Source organism: Dechloromonas denitrificans, from assembly GCF_001551835.1.
GTDB lineage: Bacteria > Pseudomonadota > Gammaproteobacteria > Burkholderiales > Rhodocyclaceae > Azonexus > Azonexus denitrificans.
In genome coordinates this window covers 369,148-383,792 of sequence record NZ_LODL01000035.1, presented here as the reverse complement: position 1 = coordinate 383,792, position 14,645 = coordinate 369,148, and the positions used below count along the sequence as shown (strand labels likewise).

Annotated in this window: 13 protein-coding genes; 8 read left to right on the top strand and 5 right to left on the bottom strand. The window is 63.4% G+C overall.

Features of this window, described 5'->3' with window-relative positions; genetic code table 11:
- Positions 1–12 precede the first annotated feature (12 nt).
- On the top strand, positions 13–5,526 hold the full coding sequence (locus AT959_RS16600) for a hybrid sensor histidine kinase/response regulator (RefSeq protein ID WP_066885446.1): 5,514 nt from the start codon (positions 13–15) through the stop codon (positions 5,524–5,526).
- Positions 5,527–5,609: 83 nt separating this feature from the next.
- Here the strand turns inward: AT959_RS16600 and AT959_RS16595 are convergent, their stop codons facing one another.
- A complete protein-coding gene (locus tag AT959_RS16595) occupies positions 5,610–7,022 on the bottom strand; it encodes a cryptochrome/photolyase family protein (RefSeq protein WP_066885443.1) in 1,413 nt (470 codons plus the stop codon).
- 38 nt (positions 7,023–7,060) lie between these two features.
- Between AT959_RS16595 and AT959_RS16590 the strand changes: the two genes are divergently transcribed.
- The 6 genes from AT959_RS16590 to AT959_RS16565 all read left to right on the top strand — a co-directional run bounded on the left by AT959_RS16590 (position 7,061) and on the right by AT959_RS16565 (position 11,157).
- Positions 7,061–7,621, top strand: a complete 561-nt coding sequence (locus AT959_RS16590; protein WP_066885440.1) for a YqgE/AlgH family protein — start codon at positions 7,061–7,063, stop codon at positions 7,619–7,621.
- A complete protein-coding gene (gene ruvX, locus AT959_RS16585; protein ID WP_066885437.1) occupies positions 7,614–8,048 on the top strand; it encodes a Holliday junction resolvase RuvX in 435 nt (144 codons plus the stop codon). The genes AT959_RS16590 and ruvX overlap by 8 nt, the downstream gene beginning before the upstream one ends.
- The gene (gene pyrR / locus AT959_RS16580) at positions 8,032–8,541 is read left to right on the top strand and encodes a bifunctional pyr operon transcriptional regulator/uracil phosphoribosyltransferase PyrR (RefSeq protein ID WP_066885434.1); all 510 of its coding nucleotides are present in this window, start codon (positions 8,032–8,034) and stop codon (positions 8,539–8,541) included. The genes ruvX and pyrR overlap by 17 nt, the downstream gene beginning before the upstream one ends.
- Positions 8,534–9,493 (top strand): aspartate carbamoyltransferase catalytic subunit, encoded by a 960-nt coding sequence (locus AT959_RS16575; RefSeq protein ID WP_066885430.1) that lies wholly within the window; start codon positions 8,534–8,536, stop codon positions 9,491–9,493. The genes pyrR and AT959_RS16575 overlap by 8 nt, the downstream gene beginning before the upstream one ends.
- 3 nt (positions 9,494–9,496) lie before the next feature.
- On the top strand, positions 9,497–10,747 hold the full coding sequence (locus tag AT959_RS16570) for a dihydroorotase (protein ID WP_066885427.1): 1,251 nt from the start codon (positions 9,497–9,499) through the stop codon (positions 10,745–10,747).
- Between the two features lie 122 nt (positions 10,748–10,869).
- Positions 10,870–11,157 carry a ComEA family DNA-binding protein gene (locus AT959_RS16565; protein WP_066885424.1) on the top strand — a complete coding sequence of 96 codons (288 nt, stop codon included), beginning with the start codon at positions 10,870–10,872 and terminating at the stop codon, positions 11,155–11,157.
- Between the two features lie 42 nt (positions 11,158–11,199).
- On the opposite strand, the gene AT959_RS16560 is transcribed toward AT959_RS16565, so the two are convergent.
- The 4 genes from AT959_RS16560 to AT959_RS16545 are packed head-to-tail and all read right to left on the bottom strand — an operon-like array spanning position 11,200 to position 13,521.
- Positions 11,200–11,493, bottom strand: a complete 294-nt coding sequence (locus AT959_RS16560) for a DUF167 domain-containing protein (protein WP_066885421.1) — start codon at positions 11,491–11,493, stop codon at positions 11,200–11,202.
- The gene (locus AT959_RS16555) at positions 11,490–12,023 is read right to left on the bottom strand and encodes a YggT family protein (protein ID WP_066885418.1); all 534 of its coding nucleotides are present in this window, start codon (positions 12,021–12,023) and stop codon (positions 11,490–11,492) included. The genes AT959_RS16560 and AT959_RS16555 overlap by 4 nt, the downstream gene beginning before the upstream one ends.
- Entirely contained in the window at positions 12,023–12,835 is an 813-nt protein-coding gene (gene proC / locus AT959_RS16550; protein ID WP_066885415.1) for a pyrroline-5-carboxylate reductase, read from the bottom strand. Before proC ends, AT959_RS16555 begins: the two co-directional genes overlap by 1 nt.
- On the bottom strand, positions 12,832–13,521 hold the full coding sequence (locus tag AT959_RS16545; RefSeq protein ID WP_066885412.1) for a YggS family pyridoxal phosphate-dependent enzyme: 690 nt from the start codon (positions 13,519–13,521) through the stop codon (positions 12,832–12,834). Before AT959_RS16545 ends, proC begins: the two co-directional genes overlap by 4 nt.
- Positions 13,522–13,587: 66 nt before the next feature.
- On the opposite strand from AT959_RS16545, the gene AT959_RS16540 reads away from it, so the two are divergent.
- Positions 13,588–14,631 (top strand): type IV pilus twitching motility protein PilT, encoded by a 1,044-nt coding sequence (locus AT959_RS16540; RefSeq protein ID WP_066885409.1) that lies wholly within the window; start codon positions 13,588–13,590, stop codon positions 14,629–14,631.
- The last annotated feature ends 14 nt before the right edge of the window (positions 14,632–14,645 follow it).

Sequence of the window (14,645 nt, the reverse complement as noted above, 5' to 3'; positions counted from 1 at the left end):
TCGCGAGAGACTATGAACGCGGCAACTGAATTTGATTTGGGCCCACTGACCTGGGTCAAAGGCGAGATCGATCTGGCGCTCGAACGGGCTGAAGAGGCACTGAGTCTCTATGCCGCGAGCGCCGATGTCACACAGCTCAAGTTCTGCCGCACGCATGTGCACCAGGTACACGGAGCCCTGTCGATTGTCGGGCTGGATGGTGTCACTCTGGTCACCGAGTCGCTGGAGGCACTGCTCGCCGCGCTTGAAGAGGCTCGTCTGGCAGCCGATGAGCGGGCGATGGCGGCATTGCGCCAGGCCCTTGCCGGCATTCATCTCTATCTCGATGAACTGATGGCCGGCGAGGCCAACCAGCCTTTGCGCCTGCTGCCGGTCTATCAGGAGTTGGCTGCGGTGCGTGGCATTGCCACCGCCCAGGCCAGCGATCTGTTTTTCCCCGACCTTTCGCTGCGCCCGCCGAAGCGCCCGGCCGTTGCCGTGGCGATGAACCCCGAAGCCTTGCGCCAGGTCTTGAAGAAGGAACGGGCGCGCTACCAGAAAGGCCTGCTCAGCTGGCTGAAAAAGCCGGAAGAAGCGGAGGCCGGGCGCCTGTTGATGCTGGAGGCGCTGGCCGCGATCGAGGCCACTCAGGAAACCCCGGCTGCCCGGTCGTTCTGGTGGACGGCGCAAGCTTTTGTCGAGGCGCTGGGCGATCCGGCGGTCAGTAACGATGGCGCGGTGCGTCAGGTAAGTGCCCGGATCGACCTGCAGATTCGCCGCTTGCTGGAAGGTTCCAGCAGTCTGGCCGAACGCCTGATGCGCGAGGCGCTCTATCACGTTGCCCAGGTCCCCGAAGGGCGGAGTCCGTTGCTGTCGCAGGTGCAGGAAACTTTTGGCCTGCCGGCGATGGTGCCCGCCGCGGCGCAAGTGGCTCTCATTCAGCCGCAGGATGCGGTCTTGCGTCGTTTGCGCGAAGTGCTGGCCAGCACCGAGGAGTTCTGGAACAAGGTCTGCTCGGGCAGTCCGGGCGGGTTGAACGGTTTCGCCGAACATGCCAAGACAACGGCTGGCTTGACCGAGGAGATCGGTCACACCGATCTCAAGCGTCTGGGGCAGGGTTTGGGTGCGATCGCCAGCTGGCTGGCCGAGGATGCCCATCGTTATTCCGATACGGTCGCCATGGAAGTGGCGACGGCAATCCTGCTGTTGCAGAATGCGCAGGAGAGTTTCAAGCGGCTGGGCACCGATTTCGCCCAGCAGGTCGATCTGATGGTGGCCCGCCTTTATGCCTGCATCGCCGGCAAGCCGGCGGCCGATGAAGGCATGCCGCTGCTCGATGAAATGACGCGCCGGGCGCAGGAAAAACTGCTGATCGGCCAAGTGGCACGCGAGATTCAGAATAACCTGGCTCAGGTCGAACAGGCCCTGGACGCCTACTTCCGCGATCCGGGCAAGGGGCACGATCTTTCGCTACTCGATGGGCCGCTCAAGCAGATCGGTGGGGCGCTCGCCATGCTCGGCCACATGGCGGCTGTCGCCAGCCTGAAGGATTGCAGCGCGCGCATCCAGCAATTTGGTGCGGCCGGCTATCAGGCGGCACCGGAAGATTTCGAGGCGGTTGCCCAGCAGCTTTCGTTGCTTGGCTTCTTTGTCGATGCCTTGCCCGCCGGCGAAAGTGATTTCGAGTCCTTTGTCCGGCGCATGAAGGGCGAGACGCTCAGCGAAGACGATGAAGCTGTCGACTTCGAGCCAGCGGCGGCACCGAGTGTCGAAAGCCAGTTGGCCCAGCAGGCGCTGGAGACGCATGCCCTGGTCGAGGCGCTCAAGGAAGCACCGGCCGATGCAAGGTTGCAGCAGGAGCTGAAGCAGAATCTGCAAGCCATCCAGAAGGATGCCGATCTGGTGGCCAACCACGCCCTGGGTGAAACGGCCAAGGCGGCCCTCGAGGCCCTGCAAGCCGGCGATGTCGCCAGTGTCGATGTCGATGCCGCCCTGTCCGGCCTGAAGCCGGCCCAGGCGGATGCTCCGCTTCCCTCTGCCGAGACCTTGCAACTGGCGCAATCCAGCCACGAGGAAATTGATGCCGAATTGCTCGCCATCTTCCTCGAAGAAGCGAATGAAGTACTGGCCTCGATTGAGGAGCAGTCGGCCTTGCTCGCGGTCGATCCGCACAATGTCGATGCCTTGACCAATATCCGCCGCTCGACGCATACCCTGAAGGGCAGCGGCCGCATGGTCGGCCTCAAGGATCTCGGTGAAACGGCCTGGGAGCTGGAACAGACACTCAATCAGTGGCTGCGTCAGGACCAGTTGGTGACGCCAGACCTGATGCGGATGATTGGCGACGGACACCGGCTGTTCTCCGCTTGGGTGGCGCATCTGGAAAGTGGCGATGGCCTGGTTCCCGAAACCTCGGCGCTGGTCGCGCTGGCTGCTCGTCTGCGCGGGGTGGAAGAGCCGGCGGCAGTGCTGGCACCGGTGGTTGTCCCGCCCGTCGTGCCGGTGGCTGAAGCTGTCTCCGAATCGCCGATCGAAACGGTGCCCGAGGTTTCCGCCGTCAGCCAGTTTGTCGAGTTACCGGTGCCGGATCTGGCCGACGAAGCGCCTGCCATCGTTCTTGAATTGCCAGCCATCGATGACCTGTTGCCGGACAGTGAAGCGACACCGCTACCGGCTGCAGCTGAACCTGTTATCGAGGATCTGCACCTGCTGGCGACGGCCGAGGCGCTGGAAGACTTGCTGGCGCCGGATGAGGCAGTGCTGCGGTCGACGGTCGAAAACGAACAAATTCTGCCCTCCGTCAGCGCCTCGCCGACGCTCTACGATATTTTCCGCGAAGAAGCGCGTGGTCATTTGCAGACCTTGCTGGATAGCTACGCCGAGCTGGAAGCCAGCCCGGGGGCGCCGACGACGTTCGAGATGACGCGCGCCGCACATACCCTCGGCGGCATCGCGGCCACGGTCGGCCTGATGCCCTTGCATCACCTGGCCATCGCGCTGGAGCATGCTCTGTTGCGGCGTGATGGCTCGGCCCAGCCGGAGAGCATCGAAGGGCTGGAAACCGTTCGCCAGACGATCATTACGCTGGAAGGCATGTTTGCCGCGCTGGCTGAACAGCAGGCGCCGGAAGAGCAGGGGCAATTGATCGGCGCTCTGGGCGATATTTATCCGCCACCGGCGATTGAGGCAGCGGAAGCTGCGCCCGTCATTGAATTGACCACGGCCGAAATCATTCCACTGCCCGGTCTGGCCGCTATGCCGGAGATTGCCGCCGCTGCCCCACTGCCGGTTCTGCCGCAGTTGACCGACGAACTCGATGAGCAACTGCTGCCGATCTTCCTTGAGGAAGCAGCAGACCAGTTGCGCGACCTGACCACGCAGTCGCGTGCCTGGCGGGCCGATCTCGGCAGCGATGTGCCGCCGCACGCCATCGCCCGGCTGCTCCACACCTTCAAGGGCAATGCCCGGATGGCCGGGGCGATGAACCTCGGCGAACTGACTCATCTGCTGGAAACGCGGGTCGAGGAGGCGATGCATGCCGGTCAGGTGACGCCGAGTTTCATCGACGAAATCGAGAACGGTTGCGATACCCTGGCCCTGGCTGTCGAGCGCCTGCGCGCCGGCCCGCAGGAAGTGCCGGCCGCCGCAGAGGCAGCGCTGGAAACGGAAGCACCGCTTGCTGCGCCGGCGGCAACCGCCGCCGACAGCGAAAGCGAAAGCGAAGCCGGTGGCCAGCGGGCAACGCTGCGCGTGCGGGCCGACCTGATCGATCGCCTAGTCAATGAAGCCGGTGAATTGTCGATTGCGCGGACCCGGATCGAAGGCGAAATGCGCAGCCTGAAAGGTTCGCTGCTCGACCTGACCGAAAACGTCATCCGCCTGCGCCGCCAGTTGCGCGAAATCGAAATTCAGGCCGAAGGCCAGATTCAAGCCCGCGTCGCTCATGCGCCGGAGGGCGAGGCACAGTTCGACCCGCTCGAACTCGACCGTTTCACCCGCTTCCAGGAACTGACCCGGTTCATGGCCGAGTCGGTCAACGACGTGGCGACGGTGCAGCAGAACTTGCTGAAGAATCTTGATGATGCCAATGCGGCCATCCTTGCCCAGTCGCGGCTGAACCACAGTCTGCAGCAGGAGCTGATGGGCGTCCGGATGATTCCGTTCGCCAGCCAGTCCGAACGTCTCTACCGCATCGTGCGGCAGACCGCCAAGGACGTCGGCAAGCGGGCTAGCCTGGACATCGTCGGCGGCCAGGTGGAAATCGACCGTTCGGTGCTCGACAAGATGATGGCGCCGCTCGAACACATGCTGCGCAATGCCGTGACGCACGGTATCGAAAGTCGGGAGGAGCGTCTCGCCGCCGGCAAGCCGGAAGCCGGTGAAATCACCATGGCACTGGCTCAGGAAGGCAACGAAATCATCCTGTCGATGTCGGACGACGGCAAGGGGTTGGACGCCCAGCGTATCCGCGCCCGGGCCGAGGCGATGGGGCTGTTGCCGGCCGGACAGCCGGCCGATGCGGCAACGCTGTACGACTTCATTTTCCAGCCTGGTTTCTCGACCGCTGCCGAATTGTCCCAAGTGGCCGGCCGGGGTGTCGGCATGGACGTCGTCAAGACCGAAGTCGCCGCACTGGGCGGACGCATTGAAATACTCTCGCAGCCAGGGCAGGGCACGACCTTCCGTCTCTACCTGCCGCTGACACTGGCGGTGACGCAGACTCTGCTGGTTCGGGCGGGCACTCAGCTTTACGCCGTGCCGTCGACGATGATCGAGCAGGTCAAGGAAATGAAGGAAAAGCCGCTCGCTGCGCTGCGCGAAAAGGGCGAGGCCGAGTGGCAGGGCAACCGCTACCCCTTCCATTTCCTGCCGAATCTGCTCGGCGACCCCGCTGCCGTGCCGGAGCTGCATCGCCAGTACTGGGTGCTGCTGTTGCGCTCGGGGACGCAGCGCGTCGCCGTTCAGGTCGATGAATTGAAGGGCAATCAGGAAGTCGTCGTCAAGAACATCGGCGCCCAGTTGGCGCGGGTGGTCGGCATTGCCGGCGCCACGGTGCTAGGTGATGGCCGCGTCGTGCTGATCCTCAATCCGGTTGCGCTGGCCAGCCGTTTGCCGGCGGTCAGTGTGCAGATGGCGGTGCCGGTTGCGGCCGCGCCCGAGGCGGCGCAGGTACCGCACGTGCCGACGGTGCTGGTGGTCGACGATTCGCTGACCGTGCGCAAGATCACCAGCCGTTTGCTCAATCGCGAAGGCTATCAGGTGGTGTTGGCCAAGGATGGGGTCGATGCCCTGGAGCAACTGATCGATGTGATGCCTGATGTCATCCTGTCCGACATCGAAATGCCGCGCATGGATGGTTTCGATCTGCTGCGCAACATCCGGGCCGATGAACGCCTGCGCCAGCTGCCGGTGATCATGATCACCTCGCGGACGGCCGACAAGCATCGCAATTACGCGCTGGAAATCGGCGCCAACCACTACCTTGGCAAGCCGTACGACGAAGAGGAGTTGCTCGGCCTGGTCGCCGGCTATTGCAAAAAGGCTTGATAAGCACGGTCGACCGCAGGCATTGGCGGTCAGCCGTGGCGACATCGATATATGAGAACAAGGGGGCGTAGCAGCCCCTTTTTTTATCCGCCTTTTTTGACCACCACGTAGCGCGCCAGAGTTTTTTCCCGAGCCTGGGCGTGATCGACAATAGGTCCCGGATAGTCGCGGCCGATGACGACGCCCAGCCCCTCCTGCTCGACCCGACCCATCAGCCAGGGGGCGTGGATGTACTTGTTGGCGACTCTGGCCAGCTCCGGTACGTAGCGGCGAATGAACTTGCCTTCCGGGTCGAATTTTTCCGATTGCGTCACCGGGTTGAAGATCCGGAAATAAGGCTGCGCATCGCAGCCGCTGGAGGATGCCCATTGCCAGCCACCGTTGTTGGCGGACAGGTCGAAGTCGTTTAGTTGCTCGGCGAAGTATTGCTCGCCGAGTCGCCAGTCAATGCCGAGATCCTTGCACAGGAAGGAGGCGACGACCATGCGTAGCCGGTTGTGCATCCAGCCGCTGTGCCTGAGTTGGCGCATCGCGGCGTCGACCAGCGGGTAGCCGGTGCGCCCGGCACACCAGGCGGCAAAGCCTTCCGGCCAGTCTTCCCACTGGATCGCATCGTATTCCGGCTTGAAGGCATGGCCGACCACGTGCGGGAAACGGTCGAGAATCATGAAGTAAAAATCCCGCCAGATCAGTTCGCTGAGCCAGGTCTCTGCTTCGTCGCTCCAGGCGGTACGGACCAGTTCGCGGATGGAAATGGTGCCAAAGCGCAAATGCACCGACAGGTAGGAGACGCCCTTGACCGCCGGAAAGTCGCGCAGCGCCGCGTAGCGCTTGATCCGGCCGCTGCGGAATTCGTCCCACAGCGTACGGGCGCCGCTCATGCCGGGCTGGATGCCGAGGGCGGCGAGATCGGTTTTGGCAAAGCCGAGAGCGGCGAGGCTCGGCACGCCGGCCAATTCACTGCCGGCCAGTTGTCCTTGGCATGGATAGGCGGCATAGTCGCCGGCGGTCAACCGCTTCAGCCAGGCATTTTTGTACGGCGTGAACACCGAGAAGGGTTTGCCGGCCTGGGTCAGGACTTCATCGCGGTCGAAAATGGCCTGGTCCTTCAGGCTGTGAAAAGCGATGCCCGAGGCACGCAGGGCTTCGGCCACTTCCATGTCGCGCTGCTTGGCGGCCGGTTCGTAGTCGCGGTTGGTGATCACCGCTGCGACCCCCAGCTGCCTGGCCAATAGCGGAATCTCGGTTTGGGCCCGGCCGTGGCGAACGATCAGGCCGCCGCCCCTGGCGCGTAGCGCGGCATCTAGTTCGAGCAGCGAGGCGTGGATGAAATGGACGCGGCGATCCTGTTTGTTGGGCAGGGCATCGAGAATGTCGGTATCGAAGACAAAGGCACAATAGACGGCGTTGGCTTCCAACAGGGCGGCGCTGAGCGCGGCATGGTCATGGTCGCGCAGGTCGCGGCGAAACCAGACGAGGGCTTTTTCTGCATTCATGGTTGGTTTGTACCCCGGCGGCGATTAAAATTCCAGTTATGGACAACGTCAATCTGACCGATAACTTCCTCATCGCCATGCCGGCGCTTGAGGATCCGTATTTTTCCAACGCGCTCGTTTATATCTGTGAACACAACGAGAACGGCGCCTTGGGCGTTATCGTCAATCGCCCGATCGACATGAATCTGGCCGGCCTGTTCGAAAAGATCGATATCAAGCTGGAAGCCGAGCAAATGGCCCGATTGCCGGTCTATTTTGGTGGTCCGGTCCAGCTTGATCGCGGCTTCGTACTGCATCGACCGCTCGGCCAATGGCAATCGACGCTGGCCGTCAATAGCGAGGTCGGCCTGACCAGTTCGCGCGATGTGCTGACCTCGGTCGGCAGTGCCGGTTTGCCGGCCGAAATCCTGGTCACCCTCGGCTATGCCGGCTGGGAGGCCGGCCAGCTGGAAAACGAACTGGCCCAGAATTCATGGCTGACCGTGCCGGCCAAGGCCGAAATCCTCTTCGATCTGCCGCCCGAAGAGCGTTTGCCGGCGGCGATGCAGAAGCTCGGCATCAGCTTCACCCAGCTTTCCGACGTGGCCGGGCATGCCTGACGGCACCGTGCTGGCCTTTGATTTCGGCGAGAAGCGGATTGGCGTGGCGACCGGCGAAACCCTGCTCGGCACTGCCCATCCGCTGACGGTGATTCGCGCCGAATCGAACGACGACCGCTTCGCCGCCATCGGCAGGCTGGTTGCCGAATGGCAACCGGTGCAACTGGTCGTCGGCCTGCCGACCCATGCCGACGGCACGCCGCACGAGATGACCCGGCTGGCGACCAAGTTCGCTGAACGCCTGAAACGCCGCTTCAATCTGCCGGTCGGCTTTGCCGACGAGCGGATGACCTCGCTCGACGCCGAGGCCCGGCTCCGCGAAACCGGTCGCAACAGCAGGAGCGCCAAGCCGCTGCTCGATGCCGTGGCGGCCCAGCTCATTCTTCAAACCTGGTTCGAAAGCCCGCACCATGTCACCCCTGACTAATCCTCTGCCCGATGCCGAAGCGCAATGCCGGCAACTGGCCGATCTCATTCGCCCGCAACTGCACCGCAAGCCGGCGCTGGTCGGCATCTATAGCGGCGGCGCCTGGATCGCCGAACGCCTGCAGGAACTGCTTGGTCTGTCCGAGGAGATCGGCCTGATCGACGTTTCTTTCTACCGCGACGATTTCGCTGAAAAAGGCCTGCATCCGCAGGTCAAGCCGACTGTCATCCCGTTCGATGTCGAAGGCCGCCACATCATCCTGGTCGATGACGTGCTTTATACCGGGCGCACTACCCGGGCGGCGATCAACGAGTTGTTCGACTATGGTCGGCCGGCCGCGGTCGATCTCGCCGTGCTCGCCGACCGTGGCGGCCGCGAGTTGCCGATCGGCGCCACCTACGGTGTCTGGGATGTCGATCTGGGCGCAGGCCAGAGCCTGGTGCTCGGCAAGCAGGATGACGGTCAACTTGCCTGGAGGCTGGAAAATGCATAACCCGCAGTTGAATAAGGATGGTGAGCTGATCCACCTGCTCTCCGTTGAAGGCTTGCCGCAGCGCATCCTGACGCAGATTCTCGACACCGCCGCCTCCTTCATGGAAGTCTCGGCCCGCGAAGTCAAGAAAGTGCCGCTGCTGCGCGGCAAGAGTGTCTTCAACCTGTTCTTCGAGAATTCGACGCGGACCCGCACCACCTTCGAGATCGCCGCCAAGCGTTTGAGTGCCGACGTGATCAATCTCGACATCAACAAGTCGTCGGCCAGCAAGGGCGAAACCCTGCTTGATACCATCGACAACCTGTGCGCCATGCACGCCAACCTGTTTGTTGTGCGCCACGCTTCGAGCGGCGCGCCTTACCTGATTGCCGAGCATCTGCAGCGCATCGGCCGCGACGACGTGCATGTCGTCAATGCCGGCGACGGGCGCCATGCCCACCCGACGCAGGGCCTGCTCGACATGTACACCATCCGCCATTACAAGAAGGACTTCACGCAACTGCGCGTCGCCATCGTCGGCGACATCCTGCATTCGCGCGTCGCCCGTTCCGACATCCACGCCCTGACCACGCTCGGCGTCCCGGAAGTCCGCGCCATCGGGCCGGAAACGTTGTTGCCCAAGCATCTCGACAAGCTCGGCGTGCATGTCTTCCACGACATGAACGAAGGCCTCAAGGATGTCGACGTGATCATCATGCTGCGCCTGCAGAACGAACGGATGACCGGCGCCCTGCTGCCCTCGGCCGGCGAGTACTTCCGCCACTACGGCCTGACGCCGCAGAAGCTGGCACTGGCCAAGCCGGACGCCATCGTCATGCACCCGGGGCCAATGAACCGCGGCGTCGAGATCCACTCGGCGGTGGCCGATGGCTCGCAGGCCGTGATCCTGCCCCAGGTCACCTTCGGGATCGCTGTCCGGATGGCGGTCATGAGCATCGTTGCGGGGAACTGATTGATGAATATCGTTATTGAAAATGGCCGCGTAATTGACCCGAAAAACGGCGTCGACCGCAGCAATGCCTCGCTCTACATCGCCGCTGGCAAGATCGCCGGCCTCGGCCAAGCGCCGGCCGGCTTCGTTGCCGACAAAGTCATCGATGCCGCCGGCTGCGTCGTCTGCCCCGGCCTGATCGACCTCGGCGCCCGCCTGAACTCGATCGAAGCCGAACTGGCGGCTGCCGTCGCCGGCGGCGTCACTTCGGTTGTCGTGCCGCCGGATGCCGATCCGCCGCTCGACGAGCCGGAACTGGCCGACCGTCTGGTCCATCGCGGTGAGGAAATCGGCAAGGCGCGCGTGCTGCCGCTCGGTGCGCTGACCCTGGGCCTGAAGGGCGAGCGTCTGGCCGAACTGGCTGGATTGAAGAAAGCCGGTTGCGTCGCCTTCTCGCAAGCCAACAAGCCGGTAATCGATACCGAAGCGCTGCTGCGCGCCATGGAATACGCCGCCACCTTCGACTTTGCCGTCTGGCTGCAGCCACAGGATTACTGGCTGTCGCGCAACGGCATCGCGCATGAGGGCGAAGTCGCCAGCCGGCTTGGGCTGGCCGGCATTCCGGTCGCCGCCGAAACCATCGCCATTGCCACCATTGTCCAATTGGTGCGCGATACCGGCTGCCGCGTCCATCTGACCCGGATTTCCTCGGCGGCCGGCATGGCCCTGATCCAGCGCGCCCAGCACGATGGCCTGCCGGTCACTTGCGACGTTGGCGTCCATCACCTGCTGCTCACCGAAAACGACATCGGTTTCTTCAATCCGCATGCCCGTTTCTGCCCGCCCTTGCGCGCGCAAAATGACCGTCTGGCGCTGTCGACCGCAGCCGTCAGTGGCCTGGCCGCCATTTGCTCCGACCACACGCCGGTTGGGGCCGACGACAAGCTACTGCCCTTCGGCGAAGCCAAGCCGGGCGCCACCGGCCTCGAAGTGTTGCTGCCGCTGACCCTGAAATGGGCCGAGACGGCCAAGGTATCGCTGCTCGACGCCATTGCCCGTATCACTTGCGGGCCGGCCGAAATTCTCGGTCTGGAAAGTGGCCATCTGGCGCTCGGAGCGACGGCCGATGTCTGCATTTTCGACCCGCAGGCGACCTGGCAACTGACGCCGGAAGCCTTGAAGAGCCGGGGCAAGAATTCGCCCTGGCAAGGCTACATGATGACTGGTCAGGTCCGTTCAACGCTGGTCGGCGGCCGCGTCGTGTTCAGCCGCTGAGCCGGGATGCTTCCTGATTAACGTAATCGTCATATTCGTTTAGAATATTTTGCGCCAGGGTTCGTGCCCTGGCGTTTTTGTTCCGAGCGATTGATGATTTTCCTAAACAGGAGGAAGTCCCGATGAAAAGTTTCCTGGCACTGATTGTTGCCCTGCTGTCCTGCATCAGCATGGCGTTTGCCGCCGTCAATCTGAATACCGCCAGCGTCGACGAGCTGGATGCCGTCAAGGGCATCGGCCCGAGCAAGGCCAAGGCGATCGTCGATTACCGGACGAAAAACGGACCGTTCAAGTCGGTCGATGACTTGAAGGGGGTCAAGGGCTTCGGCGAGAAGAGCGTCGCCAAACTTCGGCCGGAACTGACGGTCGGTGAGGCCGGCGGTGCACCGGCCAAGACGGCAAAAAAGTAAGCGCTACCAACGGCTGGCTGACGGCGGGCTTGCCCGCCGTTTTCATTTGGGCGCCAGCTCGGCCACCGCGACCGGCGTCGTGCCGACGATCTCCAGCACTTTGTGTCGCGAGCTTTGGCCGCTCTTCAGGCTGACCGCCGATTTCGGCAGATGCAGCGTTTCGGCGACGAATTTGAGCAGGGCCTCGTTGGCCTTGCCATCGACCGGCGGCGCCGCCAGCCGGATTTTTAGCGCCTCGCCATGCAGCCCGGCGATTTCCGTCTTCTTGGCGCCGGGCTGGATGTGCAGGGTCAGCGTGATGCGGCCGTCGGCCGCCAGTCGCCACCAAATGCTCACAGGAACATCAGCACGGCCTGCAGCAGCAGGATGGCGACCAGCGGCGACAGGTCGATGCCGGAAATCGCCGGCACGATGCGCCGAATCGGGTCGAGCAGCGGCCGGGTCAGTTGGTGGGCCGGCGCCGACAATGGCGAGTAGGGATTGATCCAGGACAGCACCGCCTGCAGGATCAGCGCGCCGATCAGGATATAGACCGCCAGCCGGAGCAGGGTGCGAATGGCGAACCAGCCCGCCATCAGCGCAATGGTGCCGGCATCGGCGCTGATCACCTGGCCGGAAATGCCGACCAGCAGCGCCGAGAGCAGCAGTTGCAGGGCAAGGGCAGCGAGCAGGCTGGCCCAGTCGAAGCCGCCGAGGCCGGGAATGACCTGGCGCAGCGGCTTGACCGCCCAGTTGGTCAGTTTGACGACAAAGTCGCCAATCTGCCCGGCAAAGGAAACGCGCATCGCCTGCATCATGAAACGGAGCAGGAACAGCGTGCAGAAAAAGCTGACGACGGCATCGACCAGGAAAACGAGGGCTTGCATCAGGCGGCGCCCAGCAGTTTGCCGAGTTCGCGGCCGCGCGCTTCGGCGGCTTTGACGCCGGCGACGATGCCTTCCTTGACGCCCTGTTCGGCCATCGTACGCAGTGCCGCTTCGGTGGTGCCGCCCTTGGAGGTGACGCGCTCGCGCAGCACCGCGGCCGGCTCGCTTGATTGCGCGGCGAGGGCGGCGGCGCCCTGTACCGTTTCGATGGCCAGTAGGCGCCCTTGCTCAGCGGTGAAGCCGAGGTCGGCGGCGGCCTGCTGCAGCGCTTCGATGAACAGGAAGACATAGGCCGGGCCGCTGCCGGAAAGGGCGGTGACGCCGTCCATCTTGCCTTCGTCGGCGATCCACACCGTGGTGCCGACGGCGCGCAGCACGCGGTCGGCGGCGGCGCGTTCGCTGTCGCTGACTTCCGGCAAGGGGCAGAGGCCGGTGATGCCGGCGCCGATCAGGGCTGGCGTGTTCGGCATGCAGCGGACGATCTTGCGATGGCCGCCGAGGAATCGGGACAGGGTTTCCAGATCAAGGCCGGCCGCGATGCTGACGACGACGGCACGGCCGAGCTTGGCGGCGAGCGGGGCGACGGCCTCCTTCATTTGCTGCGGCTTGACCGCGAGGACCAGCAGGTCGCCGACGCTGACCAGCATTTCGGCCGATTCCAGGCAGTTCACCGCATAACTCTGGCTGAGCTTGTCCCGCGCCTCGCTGCCGGGATCGATGACGGTGATGTCGGTCGCCGCAAAGCCCTGTTTCAACATGCCGCCGATCAGCGCGTTGGCCATGTTGCCGCCGCCGAGGAAGGTAATTTTCATGCGTAGTTTCTTTCACCAAAAATGGCCGTGCCGATGCGGACGATGGTCGCGCCTTCGGCAATGGCAGCTTCAAGATCGTGGGACATGCCCATCGATAAAGTATCGAGCGGCAAACCGGCCGCCCGGATCGTTTCGAATATTTCCCGCAATTGGCGGAAAGGCGCTCGTTGGCCGGCTTCATCATCGACCGGTTCGGGAATCGCCATCAGGCCGCGCAGGGTCAGCCTGGGCAGGGCGGCGACTGCCTGGCACAGGGCGAGCGCTTCAGCGGGCTGGCAGCCGCTCTTGCTCGTTTCGCCGGAGACATTGACCTGGACGCAGACCTGGAGTGGCGGTAGGTCGGCCGGCCGTTGGGCCGACAGGCGTTCGGCGATTTTCAGGCGGTCGATCGAATGCACCCAGGCGAAATGCTCGGCGACCGGCCGCGTCTTGTTGCTTTGCAGCGGGCCGATGAAATGCCAGTCCAGATCGCGGTCGACCGTGGCACTCGCCTTGTCCACGCCTTCCTGCACGTAATTCTCGCCAAAAGCGCGCTGCCCGGCGGTGGCTGCGTCAATAACGGATGACAGCGGCCAGGTCTTGCTGACCGCGAGCAGGGCGATGCTTTCCGGGGGGCGTCCGGCGGCCTTGGCGGCAGTGCTGATGCGCGTCCGGACAGCTTGCAGGTTGGTGGCGATTGCGCTCATAATCCATTGGAATCACGTCTGTTTCCAGTATACACGCGCCAAACGCGCTTCAAGGACGATCCCCGCATGGACATCACCGAACTGCTGGCCTTTAGCGTCAAGAACAAGGCCTCCGACCTCCATCTTTCATCCGGCCTGCCGCCGATGATCCGCGTCCATGGCGACGTGCGCCGCATCAACCTGCCGGCGATGGAGCACAAGGATGTGCATGGCATGGTGTACGACATCATGAACGACGGCCAGCGCAAGGTTTATGAAGAAACGCTGGAATGCGACTTTTCGTTTGAAATTCCCAACCTGGCGCGTTTCCGGGTCAATGCCTTCAACCAGCAGCGTGGCGCCGGTGCCGTATTCCGGACCATTCCGTCGAAGGTGCTGACGCTGGAAGAACTGAACTGCCCGAAAATCTTCAAGGACATTTCCGAATACCCGCGCGGCATAGTGCTGGTCACCGGGCCGACCGGTTCCGGCAAGTCGACGACGCTGGCGGCGATGGTCAATCACATCAACGAAAACGATTACGGCCACATCCTGACCGTCGAAGACCCGATCGAATTCGTCCATGAAGCCAAGAAGTGCCTGATCAACCAGCGCGAAGTCGGGCCGCACACGCTGTCCTTCTCCAACGCGCTGCGCTCGGCCCTGCGCGAAGACCCGGACGTCATCCTCGTCGGCGAAATGCGCGACCTCGAAACCATCCGCCTGGCGCTCACCGCGGCCGAAACCGGCCACCTGGTGTTTGGCACGCTGCACACCTCGTCGGCGGCGAAGACCGTGGACCGGATCGTCGACGTCTTCCCGGCGGCGGAAAAGGAAATGGTCCGTTCGATGCTGTCCGAATCGCTGCGCGCCGTTATCTCGCAGACCCTGCTGAAGACCAAGGATGGCCAGGGGCGCTGCGCAGCGCATGAAATCATGATCGGCACGCCGGCCATCCGCAATCTGATCCGCGAAAACAAGATCGCACAGATGTATTCGGCGATCCAGACCGGCCAGAATGTCGGCATGCAGACGCTCGACCAGAACCTGCTCGACATGGTCCGCCGCAATCTGGTGTCGAGCGCCGAAGCGCGCAACAAGGCCGCCAACAAGGATGCCTTCCCGGCCTGATTCGCCGGTCAAAT

What these genes read in the sequence shown, in the direction of transcription:
- AT959_RS16555 (WP_066885418.1), bottom strand. Translation starts at nt 12,023, where the DNA reads ATGCAAGCCCTCGTTTTCCTGGTCGATGCCGTCGTCAGCTTTTTCTGC.
- AT959_RS16595 (WP_066885443.1), bottom strand. Translation starts at nt 7,022, where the DNA reads ATGAATGCAGAAAAAGCCCTCGTCTGGTTTCGCCGCGACCTGCGCGAC.
- ruvX (WP_066885437.1), top strand. Translation starts at nt 7,614, where the DNA reads ATGCCTGACGGCACCGTGCTGGCCTTTGATTTCGGCGAGAAGCGGATT.
- AT959_RS16590 (WP_066885440.1), top strand. Translation starts at nt 7,061, where the DNA reads ATGGACAACGTCAATCTGACCGATAACTTCCTCATCGCCATGCCGGCG.
- proC (WP_066885415.1), bottom strand. Translation starts at nt 12,835, where the DNA reads ATGAAAATTACCTTCCTCGGCGGCGGCAACATGGCCAACGCGCTGATC.
- AT959_RS16540 (WP_066885409.1), top strand. Translation starts at nt 13,588, where the DNA reads ATGGACATCACCGAACTGCTGGCCTTTAGCGTCAAGAACAAGGCCTCC.
- AT959_RS16575 (WP_066885430.1), top strand. Translation starts at nt 8,534, where the DNA reads ATGCATAACCCGCAGTTGAATAAGGATGGTGAGCTGATCCACCTGCTC.
- AT959_RS16570 (WP_066885427.1), top strand. Translation starts at nt 9,497, where the DNA reads ATGAATATCGTTATTGAAAATGGCCGCGTAATTGACCCGAAAAACGGC.
- AT959_RS16565 (WP_066885424.1), top strand. Translation starts at nt 10,870, where the DNA reads ATGAAAAGTTTCCTGGCACTGATTGTTGCCCTGCTGTCCTGCATCAGC.
- pyrR (WP_066885434.1), top strand. Translation starts at nt 8,032, where the DNA reads ATGTCACCCCTGACTAATCCTCTGCCCGATGCCGAAGCGCAATGCCGG.
- AT959_RS16600 (WP_066885446.1), top strand. Translation starts at nt 13, where the DNA reads ATGAACGCGGCAACTGAATTTGATTTGGGCCCACTGACCTGGGTCAAA.
- AT959_RS16545 (WP_066885412.1), bottom strand. Translation starts at nt 13,521, where the DNA reads ATGAGCGCAATCGCCACCAACCTGCAAGCTGTCCGGACGCGCATCAGC.